This is a genomic window from Caminicella sporogenes DSM 14501 (assembly GCF_900142285.1).
GTDB classification, from domain to species: Bacteria; Bacillota; Clostridia; order Peptostreptococcales; family Caminicellaceae; genus Caminicella; species Caminicella sporogenes.
In genome coordinates, this window is record NZ_FRAJ01000005.1 from 25,518 (window position 1) to 47,986 (window position 22,469).

Below are 22,469 nucleotides of genomic sequence, written 5' to 3' on the forward strand. Positions count from 1 at the left end.
TTTAATCACCATTTACTATCTCATATATTTTATTCATATCAATATTTTCTCTAACTAATCTAGCAAGTTTTTTATACTCATTTTCTTTAAATTCTTCAAAACTGCCAATATTAGATTCTATCTGCTTTAATCCTTTAAATTTTCTTACTTTATTTAAAAGTTCACGTGTAAATTTTATATTGTCAAATATTCCATGAATATAAGTTCCAAACACGTTTCCTTTTTTATTTATCGCTCCATCAAATACTTCTACTTCTTTATGTAAGCGTTTTCTTATCTTTGCAAAAGGCTCTGCATTTCTGCCAAGTCTTGTCTGCCCCATATGTATTTCGTATCCAATAATATCTCTACACTCTAAATCTTTAAAAATTCCATTTTTCTTATCTATTATTTCAGCTTCAACTTGCGTAGTAGTCTTTTCAAATTCAAACACTGTCTCCGTATCCAGCAGTCCCAATCCATTTATTTCTTTTATTGAACTTTCAGTTCCATAAGGGTCTCTTATTTTATTTCCAAGTATCTGATAACCTCCACATATCCCAACTATCAATTTGCCTTCCTTATGCAGTTTATATATTTGTTTTTCTAGTCCAGAATTTCTAATATATATCAAATCTTCTATAGTATTTTTAGAACCCGGTATTATCAATATATCAGGATTTCCTATACTCTCTCCCCTCATTACATATCTAAGATTAACATCTTGTTGTGTTTCAAATACATTAAAATCAGTAAAATTTGATACATGAGGCAAGTATAATACTTCTACGTTTATTTCCCCATAATTACCGCTTCGCCTTTTAAATCTCTCTGCCAAACTATCTTCATCTTCAATCTTTATATCAGTATAGGGAATAACTCCTAAAACAGGTATATTTATTAGATTTTCAAGCATTTCTATTCCGGGTTTTAATATTTCAACATCTCCTCTAAATTTATTTATAATGACTCCCTTAACTCTACTTCTTTCTTCTTCACTCAAAAGCATAATCGTTCCGTAGATAGAAGCAAAAACTCCTCCCCTATCTATATCACCTACTAATATTACTGGAGAATTTGCTATTTCAGCCATTCCCATATTTACTAAATCATTCTCTCTAAGATTTATTTCTGCTGGACTTCCTGCTCCTTCTATAACTATTATGTCATTTAAACTACATAGCTTCTCATACGCCTCTTTTACTATATCTTTTAATTTAGGTTTAAAAAGGTGATACTCCATAGCAGAAAGATTACCGTATACTCTCCCATTTAAAATAACTTGACATTTTTTATCTGTGGTAGGTTTTAATAAAATGGGATTCATTAACACTGATGGTTTTTGTCCACTTGCCTCAGCTTGAACTACTTGAGCTCGTCCCATTTCTAAACCTTCTTCTGTTATATATGAATTTAAAGCCATATTTTGAGACTTAAAAGGTGCCACCTTGTATCCATCTTCCATAAATATCCTGCATAATGCAGCTGTAATTATACTTTTTCCAACTGAAGAAGCTGTTCCCTGCACCATTATGGATTTATTTTTCAATTTAAACACTTCCTTTTTTAAATACTCTGCAATTTTCTACAAAATCCTCAGCCAATTTTTTATTACTGTAAAAGTGTATATGTGCATAAGCTGCTAAAGTATTATTTTTTAAAATTCCACATTTCCAAGAGTTTATAATCTTATTTTCTCTAACTTTATCAACTCTATAGACGCAGTCGTCATTATTACTTTCATCTATAATAGACCTATGAAATTCATGAGCTTTTACTTTAGTTAATGTATTCGATATAGTACATGGCTTGAGAATATTTACATTTACATATCCAAATCTTTGAAGTCTATTAGTCATTTTCGTATTTCTATCAAATATCCCAACCATCTCATATTTTTTTCCATCAAGAGTTGTAATAGACTTGCATAAGTACATTAACCCACCACACTCTGCATATATTGGCATTCCCATATTTGATACTTTTTTTATTTCATCTCTCAACTCTTTATTTTCTTCAAGCTCTTTTGCAAAAACCTCTGGAAATCCACCACCTAAATACAATCCATGTAAATTATCAGGCAATTTTTTATCTTTCAAAGGACTAAAATATATTAAATTTGCTCCTAATTCTTCTAATAGGTCTAAATTATCTTGATAATAAAAATTAAAAGCTTTATCTAACGCCACTCCTATATTGACATCTCTAAATCCATTTTTACTATCATAATTATATACATGGTTTAATGCTAAAGCTCCTTTAGATATTTTTATTATTTCATCTATATTAATAGTTTCTTCCACCATACTTGAAAGTTTGTCAATTTTTTCTTTTAAATTTTCTACTTCTACGGAAGGTATTAACCCTAAATGTCTGCTTTCTAGTTTTATATCTATATTCTTTTTTAAATATCCTACACACTTAATTCCCGTAAATTTTTCTACTGCCTCTTTAATCAATTCATAATGTTTCCAACCTGAAACATTATTTACAATAACCCCTTTAATATTAACTTTTTCATCGTATAGTTTATATCCTAATACCTGTGCAGCAGCACTAGATGACATACCACTTCCATTTATTATCAGTATGACAGGACATTTGAGAATTTTAGATAAATGAGCTGTACTTCCGTTATCTTTTTCTATACCAAAACCATCATAAAACCCCATTACCCCTTCAATTATAGAAATATCCTTGTCAAATGAATTTTTAAAAAAAATATCTTTTATTGCGTTTTCTTTCAACATCCAACTGTCAAGATTTCTAGATTTATTACCTGTTACAAAACTATGAAAAGCAGGGTCAATATAATCGGGACCAACTTTGTAGGACTGCACATTTAACCCTCTTTTTCTAAGAGCTTTCATTATTCCTATAGACAGTGTTGTCTTACCGACACCACTTTGAGTCCCTGCAATAACAAATCTTGGTATTTTCATAATTATCATCCTCTTGCTTTCAGCTTTTAATTTTTTTAATCCTTTATCTATTATCCACTGCCAGTAATTGTCCTTTTTTACTGATTTACTGCAATTAAAACCGGAAATCCATCCACATATTGCAGCCTTGCAATACCACAATTATAAATATTGAATTTCCAATATCCATCTATACTTTTACATATTTCTTGAGATAATATAGCTCTAATAACTCCAGAATGAGATACAATCAGTATTTTACCATTTTTACAGCTTTTAACTATGTTTTTATATGCTCCATTTACCCTATCATACATTTGATATAAACTTTCACCATCTGGAAAAATAAAGTTAACAAAATCTTTTTCCCATTTTTTAGACTTTTCTGGATATTTTTCACATATTTCTCCATAGCTTAAATTTTCCCATTTACCAAAATTTATTTCCCTAAGTCCCGGTTCTTCAATAATATTAACTCCATGATGTTTATTTATTATTTGAGCTGTCTTTAAACATCTATCTAAATCACTGCATATTATCATATTTAACTTTTCATTTTTTAATTTTTCACAGACCATTTCAGCCTGTTGTATTCCCTTTTTAGTCAATTTTGAATTAGTCCACCCGCTAAACAACTTTTTTTTATTAGTTTCTGTTTCTCCATGTCTTACAAATATTATTTCTAACATCACTACCACCTAAGTCATATAAATATAAAGAAAATTATATAGCTTAACAAAAATATTATCTCTGAAAGTTCAATCAATGAACCTAATATATCTCCTGTTATTCCATCTATCTTCAATGTAATATGTCTTACATACCATAAAGCAAATAAATTGACTATCAATATGCACAACATGGCAATTGGAAACAATAATGCTAAAACAATTGAAATCACATATGCAATAATTAACTGCATATTAGTTATTTTTCCAATAAATAAATTGCCCATTCCATTTGCTTTTGCAGTTTTTCCAATTTTACATGCCACTACAATATTTAATCTTGAAGCCACAGGCATTAAAAGTAAAATAGGATAAATATATGGAATAGGTATTTTATTTATTAATGCCATTTTCATAATTAGTACACAAAAAAGTGCTAAAGCTCCATTTGTTCCAAGTCTACTGTCTTTCATTATTTCCAATACTCTATCTTTTGGTCTATTGCTGTAAATTCCATCAAAAGTATCTGCAAGTCCATCAAGATGCAGTCCACCCGTAATGATTATTTCTACTATTACAGCAAATACAGCTGCTAAAAAACTTCCTCCTAAATTAAGTCCAATATAATATCCTGCTAAAATGAAAGTACCAATAATTAAGCCAACTAGCGGAAAATATATTATACCATTTAAAAAATCTTCTTCTGTAACATTTAAATTAAACCTTATAGGTATACGAGTTAAAAACTGAATCATTAAAATAAAACGCTTCATCTTTATGTCCTTTCTACTTTATCTTTACAGGTATACCTGAAACTATAAAATAAACTTCGTCAGCTTTTCCTGCAATTAACTGATTCATCCTTCCAGCTATATCTCTAAAAATTCTAGACAATCTACTTTCCGGAACAATTCCCATGCCAAGCTCATTAGTAACAATAACCATATTTATTTCTGCTTTTTTTACTTCATCAATTAGTAAAACAATTTGCTCTTTTATATCATTTTCAATATCATCTACTTCTTCCCAATCAACTTTATCCCAATCTATATTTGAATTATCAAACATCAGATTAGTAATCATAATTGTCATACAATCTAATAGTACTGTATCGTGCTTTTTGGCAATTTTTTGTATATGTTTATAAATATCTCTATACATTTCAAAAGTAGTCCATTCGCTTGGTCTTGATTCTCTATGTCTTTTTATTCTATTCTTCATGCCATCATCAAAAGGTATAGCAGTAGCTATATAAGCTATTTTCTTTCCTATTTCAGATACGTATTTTTCAGCAAAAGAACTTTTTCCACTTCTTGCTCCGCCGGTTATCAAAATTATTTTTTTGTTTGAATTCATATAAACTCCTCCAAAGTTGGAAGTAAGGTATAAATATGTTTTCATTACTCTTATTTATACATCTTTAATCCATTTTTTTTGATTATCATTGTAGAAAGATATGGGATTTTTTCACTTTTTACTATATCTATATCTGTAATAACTCTTTCTTCTTCTGTACCACATTTAGAAATTAAAATAAAATTATTTTCAAGTCCTCTTTTTATTAGCTCATTGGCAAGAATTTTACAATCATTTGACGGTTTCATTACTATAACATTTTCAAAATTATCTAAAGCTCTTATTAACTTGTCCCCATCACCTTTTCTCAATGGAACTACACTAAAACCTTCTTCCCATTCCACTATGGGTATGTTCAAACTACCTGCTACTGAACAAAAAGAAGTTATTCCGGGTATAGTTTCAACTTCAACATCATATTTTTTTAAATAAGGTAAAAGATACATATATGTACTATAAACCGTAGGGTCACCTAAAGTAATAAATGCCACTGATTTGCCTTCATTTAGAAGCTTTGCTATAATAAGTGCATTTTCTTCCCATTTATTTTGAAGCTCATTTTCATCATATATCATAGGAAAAGTTAAATATATTATCTTCACATCTTTTTTTATATGCTCTTTAGCTATATCGTAAGCAAAACTTCCTGCTGACTTTCTCTTTTCTGGACATATTACTACGTCTACTTCATTTAATATCCTCTTTGCTTTAACAGTTATAAGTTCTGAATCCCCCGGTCCAACTCCAACCCCATAAAATTTACCTTTTTTCATATATACCTCCTGAAAATTTGAAATTATCTCTAATAAAAAATATTATGTTTATAAAAATAATGGAAAAGGTCTAAAAACTTTTTCCATTAAGACTTTTTTACATAATCAAAAAAAATGCACTACGGAATATAAGTGCATTTTTATACATACTTTAATAAATCATACACTTCCCTCCGAAGTAGTTGCTAACGTTTTAAGGCAGGTTTCCTGGCTCGCGCTTCATCCTACTCCCTTGCCTTCCTTAAAAAATTAAGTGGCATAATAAGGTTTCGTATTCGCTTACAGTAGCGGGGGCTGCGTCGGACTCTCACCGAACTTCCCTTTTAACTTCTTTTTTTACAAAGAAGCACCTTAAAACTTACAAATATTAAATTAAAACTTCACTTTAATCTTTATTATAAAAATTTCAGCAAAAATTGTCAATAAAACCTAGGGTTTTGTCTAAAAATTACGAAAATATTTTTATCTCAATTTTTTACAAGAAATTGAAAATATTTAAATAAAATCAACTGGTATGATAATACATATAAATTATTTCACTTTTACTGCTGTACCGTAAACCAATAGCTCAGCTGCTCCCTGCATTATTGCTGAAGTCGCAAACCTAATATTCACAACTGCATTTGCCCCTTTTTCCTGAGCTTGTTTTACCATTCTGTCTATAGCAACTTGTCTTGCTTCATCTAACATTTCTGTGTATTGTGTTATTTCACCTCCAACTATAGTTTTAAAACCTGCTAATATATCTTTTCCCAAATGTTTTGATTGAATCGTACTTCCTCTTACCAATCCCAATACCTCTACTATTTCTCTTCCTTTAACTTCTTCAGTGTTTACTAAAATCATTTTCATTACTCCTTTCTATTTGCAAATTTTTTTTATTATTATATTCTTCTCTTGCCAATCTCCACTGCTCTCTAGCTCTAATTTCTATATGTCTTTTTTTCTTTATATCTGGATTGCTTAATGCTTTATCAAACCACTTTATAGCCTCTTTATAATTACCAACTCTTCTGTTAAGTTCTCCTAAAAGATATAGAATCACTACTTCATTGTATTCTTCTTTATCTAATCTTTCTTTTGTATAAGCATTTTGAAATGCATCTATTGTAAATTTTAAAAATTCCTTTTCTCTTTCATCATTCATATATCTATAAAACCAAGCAAGTCTCAAACATACTTTTCCAATATTTATATATTTAGATTTTGACACCTGATAACATATCAATGCTAATTTATATACCTGTATAGCTTCTTCTAAATTTCTTTCTTTTCCATAACTTCTCTGCTTCCAACGTGAAGTTATAAACTTTACTATTTTTTCCTTTTCCAATTCATTTATTTTTGAAAAAGTACTTTCTAGTGCTGCATATCCGCAATTTGGACATACAAAAACGTTATAAAACAAAGGATTTTCACTTTTATAATAAGGACAAAAATCTTCATCTCTCTTAATAACTCTAATTGCTGAAGTTCTAACCTTTTTAGTAGTAAACTTCATTTTGCATATTGGACATTCAATTTCTCTATCATAAAAATGGTCTAATAATTGTTTGTTCATATATACACCTCTATTACTAATTTATTATTTGATTTTCTATTTTATCTTTTTCTTCAATACTTGTATCATCACTTTTTATCTTTTTAGTACCTTTTATAATCACTTCTTTGCTCGGCTTATAATAATCTTTTGAAATCAATTTTCTTTTTATTTCTCTTCCATTTTCATATATAATCATATATGAGGAAACTATATAGCCATTTCTACCTTTACTTTTAACTATCATTTTATCTTCTGGTAAATTTTCATCAAATAGTATCTCTGTATCTTTTTTGATAACTTTATCAATCTTGCTAATTAATTTTACTATCTGATTATTTTCCTTATGACCGTATATATTAACTGTCAACTTATTCCCCTTAACAAAACTCTGTATATAAATTGGATATTTAGTCGTATTTTGAAATTTAAAGTCCAGCACTCCATATGCCACAGTTGCATCAAGCCCCTTAGGAACATATGTAGAAGGAATGGTATGATTAACTCTTTCAATTACCTCAAGCTGACTTTTTAAAACACTATTATATATAGTACTAGAAACTTGACATACTCCTCCTCCTATACCGTCAATCAATTCTCCTTTATAAATCACAGGTGCTGCTTGATACCCATTGCTTATACTCCTAGGTCCAACTATTTTATTAAAAGAAAATATTTCACCGGGTAAAAGCACTGTTCCATCTAATGCTTTTGATGCTAAATATATATTGTGACTTCTTCCCTTTTTATTCAAATTAAAAATAGTCGTATGAGAACCTAATAAGTCTGTAATATAACTAAGCATTTCAGAAGTATATTTAGGATATACAGGCTTAACAACTAAATTAACTTCGACTAATTCATCATACTTTCTTTTTAATAATTCTCTCGTAATAATTTCTTTAGTCTTTTCTCTATCTAAAATCAGTCCAACGGCTTCATCTTTTATAACAAACTTTCCTTTTATACGCTTTATACTAGCTTCAACACAGGGTTTATTTATTTCTTTTTCAATAGCACTTAAAATTTTGTCTAATTTTCCAAAATCTAAAGAAGTCTTTATAGAAATATTATGAGGATTTTTAAAAAGCTCTAAAACAGTTTTGAATCTGTCTAATAAATTTCCTTTACGTCCTATTAAAAAAGCATCATTTATAGCTTTTTTTAAATCATACTTTAATCCAATCTCATTTCCTTTAAAAACCCATACTTTATCTTTATAATGCAGCATTAATTTGTCTTTACCATCTATATCTCCTATTTCATCTTCAACTTTATTTACTGCCTCAGCAACAGACAGTCCTCCTACATCAATATTTTCAACATATACACCATTATGAATTGAATCACTAAAAATCATAAATAAAGCTATCCCCACTGAAACTGAGCTAAAAAAAATTACGCTAAGCAAAACTATTAAAATACTAAAAATCTTCTCTTTGTTTTTATCTTTTTTTTCCTCAAATTTCATATTAACCTCCACAAGTTCAGGCAAATCTATTCCCTTATTAAAAATATTAACTTTATAAAAATTTATTACTATTAAAACATATTTAGCTAATTCCAATAAATTTCTACAACATCACCATCTTTTAAAACGTCTGTATAACTTGCTTTTTTGCCATTTAATTTGAGCACTAAAATGCCTTTTGGAACTTTAATATCAAAATCAATATAATTAAATATATCTACAAAGATTATATCTTTTTTTTCTTTTTTTATATCTACTTTTTCGCCATTTACTGTAACCGTAATATAGTCTTTATCATCTCTTAATATTGTTTTGCTAGCTTCTCCTTTTTCTTCACTTTCAACAGCTTTCAATTTTGTATTTATTACCATGCCTTTTTTCAGCTTTTCATCTTTATTTGCCAATTTATCATTAATAAAAACTTCGCTTTTATCTAAATCAATATTACAAATATTCATCAATTCACTAATATTATCTATTTTCTCTATAACAACTTCATCTCCATCTAAAATTTCATAATCTTCATCGACTTCTTTTCCATTTACAAAAATATCTTTTATTAAGTTTATATTTTGTCCGTTTAAAATTACCTCTTCGCCTTCAATTATATCTTTAATTTTTACTTTTGCATCTTTTCCGGGAGTTGCTGGATTAATTACTATTCTATCCATATTTTTAAGTTTTGTATCGAGATTACCTAATTTATCATTTATATAAATTTTTGCTGCTTCCCCATATTCTCCATAAATTGTTCTTTTTACTCCATTTATATAAAAAGTTACTGATTTTCCTCTTTCCGGAATAAGTTTTCTAGCATTATAACCGATTAAAATAAGAGCATCTGATATGCAAAGTTCTTTAGAATTAAAGAGCCTTATAGATTTACCATTAACCGTAACTTGTAAAAAATCCTGCTCTTTATCTTTAACTGCAGTATAACCTATTCCTATAGGGGTAATATATTCTGGTCCACAAAGAGAATCTTTTAAAAATTCAACATTTTCAAATACTTCTGTCCCTTTTATAACTACTCTTTCTTTAGGAAGACCTAAATCTTGTGCTAAATATTCAGTTAATTTTGGTATTTGAGAACCTCCTCCTATACAAAAAACTGCACTAGGTGCTTTGCCATTGTATTCTAATATCTTATCTGATATTTCTTTGCTTAAATCCCTTATAGCCTCCTCTATTTTTTCTACTATTTCATCAGTTTTTAAATTGTAACTTATTCCAACTATATCACAAAAAGTATGCTCATCTTTTTGATTCAACTGTATTTTAAGCTTTTCTGCCGTATCAAAATCTAAAAGAAAAGTTTTTGAAAGACATTCTGTTATTTCATCACCAGCAGTTGAAACCATAGCATAAGAAACTATTGTGCCATCTTTAGTTATAGCTATATCAGATGTACCTGCACCTATATCAACAAGCGCAAGATTTAAAAGTCTAAACTTAGGTGGTATAGCAATATTTATAGCAGCTATCGGCTCTAACGTCATATTAACAACTTCAAGTCCACATTTATGAACTACTGTATACAAACTGTCTACTACTACATGCGGTAAAAAAGTTGCCAATATTTCTGCTCCTATTTCTCTACCTCTATGCCCTTTTAAATTTCCTATAACACTTCCATCAAGGTAGTAATTCATTACAGTATAACCTACACAATAGTATCTAGTATCTTCGTCATTTGAAACTTCTTCAAGTTTTTTCTGAGCTAACTGTATTCCCTCTATTTCTAAACTATCTATTACAGCTTTATCTATTTCTTTAGTAAAATCTATTTCTTTTTGCACAAACACTTTTTGTGTTTTTAAAGCTCTACCTGCTGCTGCAATAGAAACATATTGAAGTTTTAAGCTAAGTCTTTCTTCAAGTCTTGTCTTTACTTTATCTACAACTAAAGATACCTTTTCTATATCGTGAATTTGCCCATCGTACATAGCTCTTTCGGGATGCTCCATTATTTCATAATCTATAACTTTATATTTATCATCTTCCATTTTTGCAACTATTCCTACTACATTTCGTGTTCCTATATCTAAAGAAAAAACTACATCCCCCATAAAATTACACCCCTTTGATAAATTTAATCTTTAGTTTGAATACTCTTTTTATAATATAAACAATATTTTGATATTGGACATATTTTACAATTTGGTTTGCGAGCTTTACAAACCCTTCTACCATGATATATTAGCCAATGATGTGCTTTTGACCACAATTTTTTATCTATATTTTCCATTAGCTGTTTTTCTGTTTCAAATACATCACCACTATTTGCAAGTCCTATCCTATTAGATACTCTGAATACATGAGTATCAACTGCTATGGCATCTTTACCAAATGCATTACTTACAACTACGTTAGCAGTCTTTCTTCCTACTCCCGGAAGCGTCATTAATTCTTCAATAGTATCTGGAACCTTTGAATTATATTTTTCTACCAAAATTTTACAAGTGTTTAAAATATTTTTTGACTTCATTCTATAAAATCCACAGCTTTTAATCATTTCTCCCAATTCTTGTTCATTAAGCTCTAAAAGTTTTTCTGGCGTATTGTACTTTTTATATAATTCTTTTGTAACACTATTTACTCTTTTATCTGTACATTGTGCTGCCAATATAGTAGATATCAAAAGTTCAAAAGGTGTACTATATACCAATTCAGATTCAACATCAGGATACATATCATTGAGAATTTTCAATACTTCTTTAATTTCTTTCTTTGAAATCATATTAGCTTTTTTTATAGTCATATTTACTCCTTTCAAAATTATAAAATTTCAATATCAGTTTTTATTATTTCTACTCTATTGTCATTTTGAATAAATTTTACTACATTATTAATTATCTGATTTGCATGTCTAGAAGATGTAGTTACACACACAAATCCTATTTGACTTCTCTGCCATAAGTCATTCAAATCTACTTCTGCAATTGAAACATTAAACCTAGATTGTACTCTTCCTATTATACTTTTTATTATCTGCCTTTTTTCCTTTAAAGAACAGACTTCATATAAAATAAGGTCAATTAGACAACTCCCTATAATCATGTCATTTTCCTCTCTCTCGCCCTTTCGAAACTTCAATCAGATTTAATCTTTATATAATTTCTAGCATAAACTATATCTAAATATCTATTTTTTATAAAACTCTATAAAAAAAGAAAAACAAAGTCAGCGTCTAAATTAATTATATTATAAATAATAAACTCCTTCAATGTACTTACATATAACTCATAAGAACAAATGCTTCCTTAAGTTTTTTTTAATTTAAAGTTATAGACTATTATATTAACTCTATAAAGATAAAAAGGACATCAATTAGATGCCCTTTTTATCTTTTATTTAAGTATTTTCATTTCTTTTCCTACTTTTTCAAATACTTCTACTGCTCTTTCAAGCTGCTCTGTTGTATGTCCTGCCGTAACCATACATCTCACTCTACCTGTTCCTTTTGGCACTGTAGGATATACTATACCTGATACAAATACTCCGTTTTCAAATAACTTTCTTGAAAATTCCATAGTCTTTGCTTCATCTCCAATAATGACTGGAGTAATAGGAGTTTGACTATTACCAGTATTAAATCCTAATTTCCCTAATCTTTCTTTAAAGAATTTTGCATTAGCCCATAATCTATCAGTATATTCACTTGACTCCATTAACATCTTAACAGCTTCGATAATTGCACCTACTGCTGCTGGAGGAAGTGATGTACTGAAAAGTAATGGTCTACCTCTATGACTTAACCAATCCTGCATAGTCTTGCTACCTGCAACATATCCACCTATTACACCTATAGCTTTTGATAAAGTACCTATACTGAAATCTATTCTGCCGTGAAGTCCAAAATGATCAACTGTTCCACGACCATTTTCTCCCAAAACACCTGAACCATGTGCATCATCCACATATGTCATAGCTTCATATTTTTCTGCAAGCTCAACTATATCTGGCAGATTAGCTATGTCTCCATCCATACTAAATACTCCATCTGTAATTATTAATATATTTCTATATTTATCTCTATTTTCTTTTAAAACTCTCTCAAGGTCATCCATATCATTATGTTTATAAATCGTTTTATCTGCTTTTGAAAGTCTTGCACCATCTATTATGCTGGCATGATTTAATTCATCTGAAACTATTAAATCGCCTTTTTCAGTTATAGCTTGAATTGTTCCTGCATTACAGTTAAAGCCTGATTGAAATACCATTACAGCTTCTTCTCTTTTAAACTCAGCTAACACTTTCTCCATTTCTTCATGTATATCCATATTACCTACTATTGTTCTAACTGCTCCTGCTCCTACTCCATATTTTTCAACTGCTTCTATGGCAGCCTTTTTCAATCTTGGATGATTTGCAAATCCAAGATAGTTATTTGAAGATAGGTTTATAACTTTTTTTCCATTCAATATAACTTCTGCTTCATTTGCTCCTTCAAGTACAGGAAGCTTTCTATATACCCCTTGCTTTTTTAATTCTTCGATTTTTTCTTTTAAAAACTTTAACTCATGAACATTTGACATTATTTTAACCTCCTCAATATAATTTAAACTCTTAAGTATCTTACTTCATGTTAGGAAATAATACAACTTTTCCACAATTTCCGGTCTTCATAAGTTCCATACCTTTTTCAAAATCCTCTAGAGGCAACTTATGAGTTACTATTTTATCAAGTTTTAAATTTCCAGAAGCCAATAGACCTTTAACTTGATGCCATGTTTCATACATTCTTCTACCTACTATACCATGAATTTGAATTCCTTTAAATACTATTCCATTTGCAACGTCAAGCTTTACATCTTCTGTTGGTATTCCAAGCATTGCCATTCTTCCACCTAATTTTATGTACTTTAATGCTTGTTGAATAGCAGTTGAATTTCCTGACATTTCAGCTACAACATCTACACCCATTCCATCTGTTTCATCTAAAACTCTCCTGATAACGTCTTCTTTAATCGGATTTATTACAACATCTGCTCCTACTTCTTTTGCAAGATTTATTCTGTATTCATTTACTTCAATTGCTATTACTTTTGCTGCTCCAACAGCTTTTGCAACTGCTACAGCCATAATACCTATAGGTCCACATCCAACTACAGCTATCGTTTTACCAATTATATCGCCTGATAAAACTGTATGTACTGCATTTCCCAAAGGTTCTTGTATACATAAATATTCAGGTGGTATTGAAGGGTCATTTGCCCATGCATTATCTTCTGGAATTGCAACATACTCTGCAAAAGTTCCTTGAGTATCAACTCCTAAAATCAAAGTATCTTTACATATATGTGCCTTACCAGTAGCACAAAGTTCACACTTTCCACAAACTATATGTGTTTCAGCTGATACAATATCTCCAATTTTAACTTTGGAAACCTTTTCCCCGACTTTAATAACTTCCCCTGCAAATTCATGTCCCATAATTAATGGTGGTTTAATCCTTTTTTGAGACCAAGCATCCCAACTATATATATGATAATCAGTCCCACAAATAGAAGTAGCTAATACTTTAACCAAAATCTCATTAGGTCCTATTTGTGGTATTTCCCTAGTAGTAAGTATAGCACCTTCTTTAGGTTCACTTTTTACTACACATTTCATTTTATTCATCTATTTTCCTCCTATACCAAATATTATATTTTATCAAAATAACTTTTATATTGTTAAGTATACTACAAAAAAAAATTTTTTCCTTTAATATTTTTTTAAAAAAATTTAATAAAATAAAGCAGACTAAATCAAAAAACTAGTCTGCTTTTGTTTTTATAAAAAACTACTTCTAATTTTTTTCGCAAAAATTAATTGTTTTATTATATTCTTTCATCTTGCTCAAAATAATTTCTTCTACTTCTTCATAAGTTTTATCTGTCAATATTTCTATTCCCTCTTCTATACTAGACACTGGATATATATGAAATTTTCCTCTTTTTACTGCTTCTATAATTTCATCATCTAAAACTATTTCATCAATATTTTTAAATGGAATCATTACTCCCTGTTCATCTGTAAATCCTAATTGTTTACATGTATAATAAAATCCTTCTATTTTTTCAGTAATTCCTCCCACAGGTTGAATTTCACCTTTTTGATTGACAGAACCTGTAACGCCTATATACTGTTTGAGAGGAATATCTCCAATACTAGATAATATTGCATAAAGTTCCGTACTCGATGCACTATCTCCATCAATACTGCTATAAGACTGCTCAAAACATATTTTAGTAGTCAAATTTAAAGGTTCCCTCCTGCAAAATCTTTCATTTAAAAAACCCTCTAAAATCATAACTCCTTTATCATGTATATTTCCACTAAGCTTTACTTCTCTTTCAATATTTATTATTCCATTGTTTCCTGCATAAGTAGAAACTGTAATTACATTTGGCCTTCCAAACATGTAATCTCCCATATCTATTATAGCTAAACCATTAATTTTTCCTACTTTTTTTCCTTTGACATCTATTATTATTTTTCCTTCCCTATATAACTCATTTATTTTTTCTTCAATTTTATTTACTCTACGCTTTTTCTCTATAATAGCCTTTTCAACATGTTTTTCCGTAATAAATTTATTTCCGTCATAACCAGCAAATACATCTGCTTCTATTAAAATTTCTATAATTTTATTAAATTTTGTTGAAAGCTTCTTTTGACTTCCTGCTAATCTATTACTATATTCAAGTACTTTTATAACCCCTTTTTTATCAAAATGCCTTAATCCTTCACTTTGACAATAATATGATATAAAATTTGCCATCTTCATAATATTTTCATGATTATTTTCCATTACTGAATCAAAATCCACTTTAATTTTAAATAATTTATGAAAATCTTCATCATAATTGTATATTAAATTATATATATATGGACTTCCTATTAATATGATTTTTAATTTAACAGGCACAGCTTCTGGATTTAAAGTAGCAACACTACTAATACCTAATAAATGTCTTAAACTCTCTATCTTAATTTCACCCGTATTTAATACTCTCTTTAAAAAAATCCAAGATAATGGTTCTCCAAGTAACTGCTGAGCCTGTAGTATCAAATATCCACCATTTGCTCTATGAATTGCTCCTGCTTTAATCATAGTAAAATCAGTCTTTAAAGTTCCTTTTTCATTTTCATATTCTATCAAACCAGCTAAATTATTATAAGTAGGATTACACTCAACTATAACAGGTGCTCCACTTTGCTCACTATTATCTACAAATAAATTTACATAATATCTGGGAGCAATTTTTTTTATATCTATATTGGCACCTAAATCTTCCTCTCCTAAAACTTTAAAATCTGCAATATTTTCTATTATATCTTCTTCTACTTCTTTAATATAATCTAATACTCTACTATAACTTTTATATTTTTCAATCAAAACTTCTATCATGGGCTTAACCATAAAATGAGCTATCATCTTTTCAAAATCTCTAAGTTTCTTTTTCATTTCTTTTTCTAATATTTTTATTTTTTTTAGTATTTCTATGGCTTTTATCTGCAACTCTTCAGCCTTTTTTTCATATTCTTCTTTTTCTCTTTCGCTAAGCTCATCATATTCTTCATCACTTAAATTTTTACCATTTTTAATTGGTACAAGTATCAATCCACTCACAGCATTTCTTATCTCAAACCCTAATCTTCTTCCAAAATCAAACAACTCTTCTAATAATTCACTCTTTTTTTCTTGAAACTCTTTTAAAATATCATTTTTGTTTTTCTCATAATCTTCACTTACAAATGTTTTAGGAACTTCTGTTAATAAATCTCTAATCAAAAATTCCATATCTTCTTTAAATTCTCTGCCTTTACCAGCTGGCAAATTTATAGCTTTAGGTCTATTAGGTTCCCTAAAATTATATACATAACACCAATCATCTGGCGTCTTTTCTTTAACTGCTCTTTCTTTAACAGAAGAAATTGTATAGCTAGTTTTTCCAGTACCTTTTTGTCCACATACAAAAATATTATATTTTGAATTTTTAACATCAAGCCCAAATTCCATAGCCTTAACGGCTCTTTCTTGACCTATTATACTATAAGAACTTTTCAGCTCTTTAGTAGTTTTAAATTTAAAATCTCTTGGATTATAAATCATTTTTAACTGCTCATAGCTTAATTCTTTGTATTTTCTCACAAAATCCCCCCTTTTTATAAAAAGCAAACCCTTATTCTATTGTATTCATAATAGAATACTTTGCTTCACAAAAAACGAGGGATTTTATTATAATAAATAAAATCTATATGTTAATTAAATATTAAAATACTTAAATAAATTATTTATTTCTTCAATCACCTCACTATTTTCCTCTACTTTTAAATGTTTTATAAGTATATTTTTTCCCCTTTTCCTATCTAACTTTAAAATAGCCCATGCAGTATATTTTCTAATCATAATAGATTTTTCATTTAAATACTTTTTTATTACATCAATCACTTCCCTATCACCTATATTTCCTATTGCTATTAATGCATTTCTTTTAATTATATTTTTTCCCCTCCACCCAGCAGCTGTCATTTTATATTTCTCTTTAAATTCTTTATTTGACATTTCAAGTATTTCCAATAAATTAGGATAATAAGTAAATTCATTAGGATAAAAAAAATTATTTTTCTTTGAGATTATTTTTTGATTATGAGGACATACACTCTGACATGTATCACATCCATAAATATTATTTCCCATTTTTTCTCTTAATTCATAATCTAGTTCTTCCTTAGTCTGTGTCAAATAAGATATGCATTTTTTTGCATTGTAATTATAATTATCCTTAAGAGCACCAGTCGGACATGAATTTATACATTTATTACAGTTTAAACATGAATTTTTACAAAATTTATCACTTTCAATATCTAAATTACATAAAATATATCCAATAAAAATCCACGAGCCATAATCTTTATTTATTATGCAGTTGTTTTTTCCATACCACCCTATATTAGCTTTATATGCCAAATACCTATCTACTAAAGGACCGGTGTCAACAAAATATTTATACTTTAACTTATCAACCTTATTTTTTATAAAAGATATTAATTGCTCCATTTTATCTTTCAAAATTATATGATAATCCATGCCCCAAGCACTTCTTGAAATATATCCACAATATTTATATTTTTTGGGATAGTTAATTTCTTTATCGTTTATATAATAAGACATAGCTATAACAATTATTGTATTTGCTTCCTTCATAGTTAAAGCAGGATTAATCCTCTTTTCAATATCTTCTTCTTCAAAACCTGACAAATAGTTTTTAGATTTTCTATCATTAAGTAAGCCCCTTAATTCTTCAAGGGGCTCAGCTTTAATAAAACCAATAAGGTCTATTCCTATTTTCTGTGAATATCTAATTATTTCCTTTTTTATATCCATAAAATCACCTTATTTTTATTAAAACATTTTTAATTTTTAATTGATATTATATTATCTTATAAATACTTTATTTGTTATTTTACCACATAATCAATAACTAACATAGTCATAAATCCCAAAATCACACCGAAAGTAGCTTTCATCTGATTTCCATTACAATGACTTTCTGGAATAAGTTCATGAGAAACCACATAGTACATTGCTCCAGCTGCCAAACTAAGTATAAAAGGCATCAAACTTTTTAATATATCTCCAACAAAAACTCCAACTAACGCTGCTATCGGTTCTCCTATTCCTGCAAAAAAACCAAACATAATTGCTTTATATTTTGAATACCCCTTCTCTATAAGAGGTGCTGCTATAACTAAACCTTCTGGTGCATTTTGTATTCCTATGGCAATTGCCAATGCAAGACCTATATTATCTTTCCCTGAAGAATAACCTACTCCTATTGCTAATCCTTCAGGAATATTATGAATAATAATTGCTGTCAAAAGTAAAAAAGTTTTTCTCATTGCATCATCTTTAAATTCAATTAATTTAAATTTATCTAAATGTATATGTGGAATTATTTTTTCAATTAGTGCCATAATTACAGCTCCTAATAATAATCCTAAAACAACCTGAATTATATTTCCTTCTTTAAGAGCAGGGTCAATTAAATTAAAAGAACTTGCAAATATCATTATTCCAGCTGCAAAACCAAGTAGTGAATCTTCTATAACTTTAGATACATTCTTTACAAACAACAAAGGTAAAGTTCCTATACCTGTCAAAAGTCCTGCAAAAGTACCTGCTATAAAAGCTGTCAAACATCCCACTCCCTGTTTTATCAATTTTCTTTTTGATACTAGTATGACAGTTTATATAATTTTTTATTACATTTTATATAGCTTTTTCAGCAAAAAAAAGAAATAGTCCTCTTAAACTATTTCTTTAACCTAAATATCCATATCTAATAATTTTTATTTCTTTTATATATCCTTCAATATCATTTGGAGTTTCTAAATACAAAGGAATATTTTTCAATTTTGGATGATTTATAAAGTTTAAAATTCCTTCTAATCCAAGAGTCCCTTCTCCAATACGTGCATGTCTGTCTTTCCTACTTCCAAGTTCATGCATACTGTCATTTAAGTGTATAGCTTTTAATCTATCTAATCCTAAAGTTTTATCAAATTCTTCCAAAACACCTTCCAAATCATTTTTTATATTATATCCAGCCGAATACGTATGACAAGTATCAAAACAAACCCCCATTAATTTATTATGCTCTACTCTATCAATTATTTCCTTTAACTGTTCAAATTTAAATCCAACTTCTGTTCCCTTTCCAGACATAGTTTCAAGTAAAATCATAGTATTTTCATTACCATCCAATACTTCATTTATTGCTTCTGCTATTCTTTCAATTCCAAAGTCTATTCCCTTTTTTAAGTGATTACCGGGATGTATAACAATATATTTACAGCAATTCAAATGCTGCAATCTATACAAATCATCCTTCAATCTAGTTTTAGCAAATTCCCATGTCTTATCATTATCAGATGCAAAATTATAAGTATACGGTGCATGAGCTAGTAACGAAGCAAAATTATATTCTTCACATAACTCATCAGCCTTTTTAAAATCATCAATGTCAAGCTTTCTCGCTTTGCCACCTCTAGGATTTCGTGTAAAAAATTGAAACGTATTTGCTTCCATTTTTATTGCTTGTTTTACTGTTTCTACAAATCCTTTTGAAATTGATAGGTGTGAACCTATGAACATCTCTTTCATCTCCCTATTATAAATACTAGTATTAAAATACCCTATTTATAATTTTCTAAACAAAATTGTCGAATTTTGTTAAATAATTTTAATATTACTCTTATTTCAATTTACCATAAAAAAAATATATGCAAAATTAAACACTGATGCATATATTTTTAGGTCATAACAAACAAAAGTTACTAATCAGAACAAATTTGAGTTATATAAGTAAAATTAAAATTTATTGTCTTTTTTCTTCAAATTAAATCTAGGAATCATAAGCGTAGAAATTGAATATCTCTTTGTATTTTCTCTATTTTTATCTTTTTTCCCCTTAAGAAATTCTTCTATTAATGCTGCCATCTTATCTTGAAGCTTATCTATTTCATCAAGAGTTAAATAATAATCATTAAAATATAATATTTTTTTAGGATAATTTTTTTCATCTGCAACTTCTACTGCTTTATAAAAATCTTTTGAAATATTTTTAAATATGGAAATTTTAGCTTGATTTACAGAATCCAATACTTTCTTTTCACCCGAATCTAATATGCTTTTATCAATTACAAATGTTTTAGCAGCAGGCATATAATATTTTTCAACTATACCAAGTTTTATTTTTTCTTCTATCAGTTCTAATATTCCAACTTTCAACAAAATTTTTATATGATAATTGACCTTTGCATGAGGTTCTCCCATTTTATCAGCTATTTGTTTAGCAGTTGCCGAAGAATCCTCAAAAGCTTCCAAAATTTCTATTCTATAAGGATGAGATATAGCTTTAATCTGCTCTAACTCCCTTAAAACTAATACTTCCTTCATTATTAAAACTCCTTCACAAAATTTTATTCTTTTTTAAAATATTCCCTAAAAAAATTACATATATTATAAATTTTATATATAAAATTGTCAATAATTTTTCTAAAACTACTTTACTTCCATTATAAAATATGTAATATCATCATCAAGTTTATTATCTAATCTATTTATCTCTTGAAGTATTTTAGAATTTAAAATTTCTATGGAATTATTTCTATTATCTATCAGTATATCTATTAATTTTCTCTTACTAATAGCCTTATTTTTCTTTTTATCAATTAAACCGTCAGTATAAAATAATATTCTATCTCCCTTATTCAAACCTATTTTTACACTTGTGTACTCAGGTGTAAAAAACTCACTAAACTTACAAATAGGAAATCCTTGACTTTTATCAAGAAATTCATAATCTCCATTTTTTCTAATCAATATAGGATAGCAATTCAGTCCTCCAGAACAATAAGTTAATACTTTAGAATTCAAATTATAATTAGCAAAAAATATAACTATATGCATTTCTTCTGGAAAATTAAGCTTATTAAATTCTTCATAAAAATGCATTAGATTTTTATGAGGCTTAAGTCCTCTATATCTTTTTATAAGTCTTTCCGTAGATTTTATATAATGATTGGTAAACATAGTCAAAAGAGCTGCTGAAATACCATGTCCAGATACGTCCAAAATATACATTCCAACATTATCTTTATCTATCTCATAAATATCAAAAAAATCTCCACTTAACCTTTCACATGGAATATATTCTGAAAGAAATATAACACTTGAAAATTCTATTCTTTTATCTGGCAGTAATGACTGTTGTATTTTCTTTGCATGCTCCAATTCACTTAATAATCTTTCATTTACTTCTTTTATTTCTCGAGTTCTCCTATCTATAATTTTTTCAAGATTATTAGCATATAATCTAATCGTATCCTGTGCTCTTTTAAACTGAAAATACGGAATATCTATCTGATATTTAAAGACAGAATAATATATCAAATAAATCCCTATACTTCTATATGCATGTCCCAATAAATTATAAACATCATATAAATTTTTATAAAGAATAAACATTATTTCACCAAAGCTGCACAATATTAAACCACAGCAAATGACAATTATATATTTGTCTTTAAACTTAATATAATTTCTGATAAAACCTCCTATTGAAAAAATTTCTAAAGCAATTATAATATAATCTAAAAACTCTCTTATATTTGCAGTCCCATATCCATCAAAAAATAAATCTGGTATAATGCAAAATTTACATTTAATAACTAAAAAAATTATTAAAAATGTAATTATATCAAAAACTGATATTGCTTTTTCATTAATTTTAGATTTCTTATAATATGGTATTATGCTGGAAATAAAAATTCCCAATGCCATAATAAACCTATTCATAATAAAGTAAATCATTGTCAAATCAATTGATTCTTGTATAAATAACTGAACAGCACTATCGAAAGAAACTACATATAAAAAATTAATTACTCCTACTAGTAAAAAAGTTAATGAAAGAATAAAAATCCTAAGCCTTTTCGTATGTTTATAAGAATAATAACAATTATTAAATATAATAAATGAAAAAATTACATTCAAAAGTTCAAATATAGTATGCCATGTCAAAAAACTATCTTTACTCAAAATACTAGAAAATTTATTTTCATAAATTATCAAAATATCAAATATAATTAAAGCAAATATAAATGTTATTAATAGCCATAAATAATCATTATTTATGCTAAATTTTCTTTTTTCTTTATCTAATAAAAGCATAATTTCACTCCAATTTATTAAACATTTTT

At 28.1% G+C, this 22,469-nt stretch carries 20 protein-coding genes and 1 riboswitch; all 20 genes read right to left on the minus strand.

Translation table 11 applies throughout. The features are described 5' to 3' along the window. Window position 1: 1 nt before the first annotated feature. The 20 genes from BUA90_RS03115 to BUA90_RS03210 all read right to left on the minus strand — a co-directional run bounded on the left by BUA90_RS03115 (window position 2) and on the right by BUA90_RS03210 (window position 22,440). On the minus strand, window positions 2-1,510 hold the full coding sequence (locus BUA90_RS03115; RefSeq protein WP_072966093.1) for a cobyric acid synthase: 1,509 nt from the start codon (window positions 1,508-1,510) through the stop codon (window positions 2-4). Between the two features lie 19 nt (window positions 1,511-1,529). After that, window positions 1,530-2,921 (minus strand): cobyrinic acid a,c-diamide synthase CobB, encoded by a 1,392-nt coding sequence (locus BUA90_RS03120; RefSeq protein ID WP_072965940.1) that lies wholly within the window; start codon window positions 2,919-2,921, stop codon window positions 1,530-1,532. Window positions 2,922-2,998: 77 nt separating this feature from the next. Then, entirely contained in the window at window positions 2,999-3,589 is a 591-nt protein-coding gene (gene cobC, locus BUA90_RS03125; RefSeq protein ID WP_072965941.1) for an alpha-ribazole phosphatase, read from the minus strand. 14 nt (window positions 3,590-3,603) lie between these two features. Beyond that, window positions 3,604-4,341: an adenosylcobinamide-GDP ribazoletransferase gene (gene cobS, locus BUA90_RS03130; protein WP_072965942.1), complete on the minus strand. Its 738-nt coding sequence runs from the start codon at window positions 4,339-4,341 to the stop codon at window positions 3,604-3,606. A gap of 13 nt (window positions 4,342-4,354) precedes the next feature. Then, a complete protein-coding gene (cobU, locus tag BUA90_RS03135) occupies window positions 4,355-4,924 on the minus strand; it encodes a bifunctional adenosylcobinamide kinase/adenosylcobinamide-phosphate guanylyltransferase (protein ID WP_072965943.1) in 570 nt (189 codons plus the stop codon). A 50-nt stretch (window positions 4,925-4,974) separates the two neighbouring features. Further along, a complete protein-coding gene (gene cobI, locus BUA90_RS03140) occupies window positions 4,975-5,697 on the minus strand; it encodes a precorrin-2 C(20)-methyltransferase (protein ID WP_072965944.1) in 723 nt (240 codons plus the stop codon). A gap of 180 nt (window positions 5,698-5,877) precedes the next feature. Next, window positions 5,878-6,066, minus strand: a riboswitch (cobalamin riboswitch). Window positions 6,067-6,228: 162 nt separating this feature from the next. Beyond that, the gene (locus BUA90_RS03145) at window positions 6,229-6,543 is read right to left on the minus strand and encodes a YbjQ family protein (protein WP_072965945.1); all 315 of its coding nucleotides are present in this window, start codon (window positions 6,541-6,543) and stop codon (window positions 6,229-6,231) included. Next, complete coding sequence (locus tag BUA90_RS03150; RefSeq protein WP_072965946.1) at window positions 6,524-7,258, minus strand: DUF2225 domain-containing protein; 735 nt, start codon at window positions 7,256-7,258, stop codon at window positions 6,524-6,526. The genes BUA90_RS03145 and BUA90_RS03150 overlap by 20 nt, the downstream gene beginning before the upstream one ends. 16 nt (window positions 7,259-7,274) lie before the next feature. Then, the gene (locus tag BUA90_RS03155) at window positions 7,275-8,708 is read right to left on the minus strand and encodes a VanW family protein (RefSeq protein WP_143146261.1); all 1,434 of its coding nucleotides are present in this window, start codon (window positions 8,706-8,708) and stop codon (window positions 7,275-7,277) included. 86 nt (window positions 8,709-8,794) lie between these two features. Next, window positions 8,795-10,777, minus strand: coding sequence for a cell division protein FtsA (locus BUA90_RS03160; protein ID WP_072965948.1), 1,983 nt, complete (start codon window positions 10,775-10,777; stop codon window positions 8,795-8,797). A gap of 23 nt (window positions 10,778-10,800) precedes the next feature. Next, entirely contained in the window at window positions 10,801-11,469 is a 669-nt protein-coding gene (nth, locus tag BUA90_RS03165; protein WP_242945027.1) for an endonuclease III, read from the minus strand. Window positions 11,470-11,486: 17 nt separating this feature from the next. Next, window positions 11,487-11,768: a DUF503 domain-containing protein gene (locus tag BUA90_RS03170; RefSeq protein WP_072965949.1), complete on the minus strand. Its 282-nt coding sequence runs from the start codon at window positions 11,766-11,768 to the stop codon at window positions 11,487-11,489. Window positions 11,769-12,058: 290 nt separating this feature from the next. Continuing rightward, a complete protein-coding gene (locus BUA90_RS03175) occupies window positions 12,059-13,249 on the minus strand; it encodes a glycine C-acetyltransferase (RefSeq protein WP_072965950.1) in 1,191 nt (396 codons plus the stop codon). 40 nt (window positions 13,250-13,289) lie between these two features. After that, the gene (gene tdh / locus BUA90_RS03180) at window positions 13,290-14,336 is read right to left on the minus strand and encodes an L-threonine 3-dehydrogenase (RefSeq protein ID WP_072965951.1); all 1,047 of its coding nucleotides are present in this window, start codon (window positions 14,334-14,336) and stop codon (window positions 13,290-13,292) included. A 169-nt stretch (window positions 14,337-14,505) separates the two neighbouring features. Then, complete coding sequence (locus tag BUA90_RS03185) at window positions 14,506-16,854, minus strand: Lon protease family protein (protein ID WP_242945028.1); 2,349 nt, start codon at window positions 16,852-16,854, stop codon at window positions 14,506-14,508. A gap of 114 nt (window positions 16,855-16,968) precedes the next feature. Continuing rightward, window positions 16,969-18,090, minus strand: coding sequence for a tRNA epoxyqueuosine(34) reductase QueG (queG, locus tag BUA90_RS03190; RefSeq protein WP_072965952.1), 1,122 nt, complete (start codon window positions 18,088-18,090; stop codon window positions 16,969-16,971). Window positions 18,091-18,164: 74 nt separating this feature from the next. Then, a complete protein-coding gene (locus tag BUA90_RS03195; protein ID WP_072965953.1) occupies window positions 18,165-18,902 on the minus strand; it encodes a ZIP family metal transporter in 738 nt (245 codons plus the stop codon). A 124-nt stretch (window positions 18,903-19,026) separates the two neighbouring features. Further along, window positions 19,027-19,860 (minus strand): deoxyribonuclease IV, encoded by an 834-nt coding sequence (locus tag BUA90_RS03200; RefSeq protein ID WP_072965954.1) that lies wholly within the window; start codon window positions 19,858-19,860, stop codon window positions 19,027-19,029. Between the two features lie 216 nt (window positions 19,861-20,076). Then, entirely contained in the window at window positions 20,077-20,664 is a 588-nt protein-coding gene (locus BUA90_RS03205) for a winged helix-turn-helix domain-containing protein (protein WP_072965955.1), read from the minus strand. 105 nt (window positions 20,665-20,769) lie between these two features. Beyond that, the gene (locus BUA90_RS03210) at window positions 20,770-22,440 is read right to left on the minus strand and encodes an MASE3 domain-containing protein (protein ID WP_072965956.1); all 1,671 of its coding nucleotides are present in this window, start codon (window positions 22,438-22,440) and stop codon (window positions 20,770-20,772) included. Window positions 22,441-22,469: the final 29 nt, after the last annotated feature.